Below are 862 nucleotides of genomic sequence, written 5' to 3' on the forward strand. Positions count from 1 at the left end.
AAAACTACTTTAGGTACTTCTGTTGGTCTAGATAATACTATTGGATATTTGTTCTTAGCTGCATATGGTGCTCCTACTATTGCATCTGGGAACATATCTCCTCTTGCTACTACTACATGATTAGGGTTTTCATATGTTGCTTTTGCTACTTTTACTGATGTATGGTATCTATCTGCTCCTGATATTCTTGTTGTTTTCATTGTTTTTTCTAATTGTTTTTGAACTGCATTTGATACCGCTACTTCTCCCCCTCCTATTGTTACTTTTTCTGCTTTCCATTCTTTTAATGCTTTTTCTGTGCTTGCGTTTAATTTACTTGGTTGTGTTAATAGGATTGGCATATCTTTTTCTACTCCCATACTTGTCATTACTATTGCGTCTGGGAAGTTTGTTCCATCTACTAATATTGCTTCTTTGTTTTGTCCTGTTATTGCTCTTACTTCTTTTCCTATTTTTACTGCTGTTTCATATCTTGTTGCTCCGCTTATTCTACTTATGTTTGCTTTACCGAGTTTATTTGCCAATTTGTTTTGTATTCCATTGGATACGGCTGCTTCTCCTCCTATTATTATTACTTTTTTTGCTCCTAACCTTTCTATTTCTTTCTCTACTTCTTTTGGTAATGTTTTAGATGGAGTTAGTAATAATGGTGCATTTTTTTTACGTGCTAGTACTGTTGATGTTAATGCATCTGGATAATCTTGTCCTGTTGCTAATAATACTACTTCGCTTGTTTTGTATTCTCTACTTACTTTTACTGCTGTTGTGTATCTGTCAGCTCCTTGCAGTCTTTTTGGGTTATACTCTTTTAGTTGATTTTCTACTCTTTGACTTAATGCTGCTGTTCCTCCTATTAGAGTTA

1 protein-coding gene is annotated in these 862 nt (G+C 34.2%); it reads right to left on the reverse strand.

The annotated features are described in order from the left end of the window. A partial coding sequence (locus CS899_RS10740) for a cell wall-binding repeat-containing protein (RefSeq protein WP_129582307.1) occupies positions 1–862 on the reverse strand: 862 nt, incomplete at both ends.

The sequence above is a fragment of the Miniphocaeibacter massiliensis genome, from assembly GCF_900232905.1.
Classification (GTDB): Bacteria; Bacillota; Clostridia; order Tissierellales; family Peptoniphilaceae; genus Miniphocaeibacter; species Miniphocaeibacter massiliensis.